The organism is Nocardia sp. NPDC060220 (genome assembly GCF_042727815.1).
In the GTDB taxonomy this organism is placed as follows: Bacteria; Actinomycetota; Actinomycetes; order Mycobacteriales; family Mycobacteriaceae; genus Nocardia.
The window spans coordinates 1-2,735 of sequence record NZ_JBHWZY010000893.1 but is presented as its reverse complement, the minus strand read 5'-3'; the positions used below and the strand labels follow the sequence as shown (position 1 = coordinate 2,735).

General features: G+C 68.2%; 3 protein-coding genes. All 3 read left to right on the top strand.

The features are described from left to right. The first annotated feature begins 204 nt into the window (after window positions 1-204). The gene (locus ACFWF3_RS31345) at window positions 205-981 is read left to right on the top strand and encodes a type II CAAX prenyl endopeptidase Rce1 family protein (RefSeq protein WP_379317365.1); all 777 of its coding nucleotides are present in this window, start codon (window positions 205-207) and stop codon (window positions 979-981) included. 167 nt (window positions 982-1,148) lie between these two features. Further along, the gene (locus tag ACFWF3_RS31340) at window positions 1,149-2,543 is read left to right on the top strand and encodes an LCP family protein (protein ID WP_379317367.1); all 1,395 of its coding nucleotides are present in this window, start codon (window positions 1,149-1,151) and stop codon (window positions 2,541-2,543) included. 9 nt (window positions 2,544-2,552) lie between these two features. Further along, the coding region (locus ACFWF3_RS31335; protein ID WP_379317363.1) for a ferritin-like domain-containing protein at window positions 2,553-2,735 on the top strand (183 nt) is incomplete at its 3' end.

The window sequence follows — 2,735 nt, the reverse complement described above, 5'->3', positions numbered from 1 at the left end:
GTTGGTTCTGAGTGGGTAGAGACACATCAGGATCACCCGGCCCAGGCTGTCTGAGGGTTCTGCGTTGGTAGAGACCATCAGGATCACCTGGCTCAGGCTGTCTGGGGGTTCTGCGTTGGGCTCTCGGTGGGGGGTGCGTCTCACTTCGGGTTGCCGGGCTCGGCGGGAACCTGCTGCGACGCGTTCGCTGCTTACACTGCGCGCATGCGTGTCGATCCTCCCCAGGCCCCGCTGAGCGAGCGGGACAGGTTCGGGCTGCGAGTCGAGATCGCGATCGTTCTGCTCGTGACCTTCGGGTTGAGTGGGATCAGTGCCGGTCTGTCCCTGCTCGATTCGGCGTTGTCGCCGGGCGGGGTCGGCGGGCGCACGGTGGCATTGAACGCGTCGCGGTCGAACAACTCGTTCCTCGATCTGCTGTTCCAGCTCGTCGGGGTGACCCGGCTGTTGGCGTGGGCCGCGCTGGGACTGTATCTGTTGTGGCGCAGCGGGATCGGGCCGAAATTGATCGGGCTGGCGCGGATCCGGCGCGACGATGTCGTGGCGGGTCTGGCGCTGGCCGCGGTGATCGGGGTGCCGGGACTCGCGCTGTATCTGATCGCGCACGCGATGGGGATGAGCGTCACCATCGTGCCGAGTTCGCTGTCGGAGCACTGGTGGCGGCTGCCGGTGCTGGTCCTGTCGGCCTGTGCGAATTCCGTGGCCGAGGAAGTACTGGTAGTGGGTTATCTGATCACCCGGCTGCGCAGGCTCGGCTGGTCGGAGAACTCGTCGCTGGCCGCCTCGGCGCTGCTGCGCGGCAGCTATCACCTGTACCAGGGGATCGGCGGCGGCCTCGGCAATATCGTGATGGGCCTGATCTTCGGCCGCTACTGGCAGCGCACCAACCGCCTGTGGCCGCTGATCCTGGCCCACGCGACGATCGACGCTGTCGCCTATCTCGGCTACAACGTGCTGCGCGGACGGGTCGGCTGGCTGCCGTGAGACGCACCGGCAACGTGCCGGTGCACTGATGCGGTCGGCGTGTCGCGGCGAGTTTCACCACATCACCGCGTTTCGCGCTAACAGTGGCCCGCCGACGGGGTATCCCAGTAGTAACCGAGCGCGCAGAACCGACTCGCGCTCTCCACGATCAGTAGAGTTTGACGGTGATGAACGGCGACGATCCCCGCGAGGACCCCCGTAGACGCCGGGTGCCGCCGGCGTCCGGCCGCCCCGCGGTGCCCCCACCAGGTCGTCCTGTGCCGCCGCCCGGCCGCGCGATGCCGCCGGATCCGCGCTACGGCCGTCCGCCCGGCAACGATCGCCGCCCGAATCCCGAGGACGGGCCGACGGTGCGCTACAACCCGGCCCCCAGGCGCGGCGCCTCGCACGTAGAACCCACCCAGGTGCTGCACCGCGGCAACTCCGGCGACCAGCCGCTGGCCTATTCGCAGATGCCGTACGAGCGCGAGAAGCCGCGTCAACCACCACCACCGCCGCGTCGTGAGCAGGTCAGACACGCGCCGACCCAGCGGCCGGTCCCCCATCACGACGCGCTGCCGCCCCGCCGCAACCCCCCGCCGGTCGTTGGGGGCAGGCAGCCGCAGCCCCCGCGGCGCAGGCGCAAACGGCATCCGTTCCGGTGGTTCACGGTGATCGTCGTGCTGTTGATCGCCGGCCTCATCGCCGCGATCGTGCACCTGGACAACTCGCTGACCCGCATCACCGCGCTGCCCTCGTACAGCGACCGCGTGAGCAATACCCCGGGCACCAACTGGCTGCTCGTAGGCTCCGACGGCCGCGGTGACCTCTCGACCGAGCAGGAACAGGAACTCGCGACCGGCGGCGACACCGGACCCGAACGCACCGACACGATCATGATGGTGCACATCCCGTCCTCCGGCGCGACCACGATGGTGAGCCTCCCGCGCGACTCCTACGTGAACATCCCCGGCCACGGCAAGGACAAGCTGAACGCGTCATTCGCGCTCGGCGGCGCTCCGCTGCTGGTCCAGACGGTGGAGGAAGCCACGGGAGTGCGCATCGACCACTACGCGCAGATCGGTTTCGGTGGTTTCGCGAGCGTGGTCGACGCGATCGGCGGGATCGAGATGTGCCTGGACGAGCCGATCGTCGACCCGCTGGCCGGGCTCGACCTGGCCGCGGGTTGTCAGAAACTGTCCGGCCCGCAGGCCCTCGGATTCGTGCGCACCCGCGCGACCCCGACCGCCGATGTCGACCGGATGAACCGCCAGCGGATGTTCATGGCGGCACTGTTGAAGAAGGCAACGGGCATGGGCACTCTCGCCAATCCGTTCGCCTTGTGGCCCATGGCAACCGGGGTCGCGGGGTCGCTCAAGGTCGACGACGGGGACCACATCTGGAACCTGGCGGCACTGGGCTGGGCAATGCGCGGCGACACCGTCACCACCAGCGTCCCGATCGGCGGATTCGACGACACCGACGTGGGCAACGTGTTGCTCTGGGACAAGTCGAAGGCCTCCGGGTTCTTCGAGGCGCTCGCCACCGATCAGCAGATTCCGGAGGAGCTGCTGACGCGGTAACGTCGAGGTATGCCCGAGTACCTGTCGTTCACCGAACTCCTGCGCGACCAGGTCGGTGCCGGTCTGACCGCGGCTCATCAGTATCTGGCCGCCGCCGTCTATTTCGACGCGCAGGATTTACCCGAGCTGGCCGGGCAAACCTACGCGCGTTCGACGGCCAACCACGGGCACGCGATGCGCATGGTGCAGTAC

Coding starts and splice junctions, on each gene's coding strand:
- ACFWF3_RS31345 (WP_379317365.1), top strand. CDS start 205: ATGCGTGTCGATCCTCCCCAGGCCCCGCTGAGCGAGCGGGACAGGTTC.
- ACFWF3_RS31340 (WP_379317367.1), top strand. CDS start 1,149: ATGAACGGCGACGATCCCCGCGAGGACCCCCGTAGACGCCGGGTGCCG.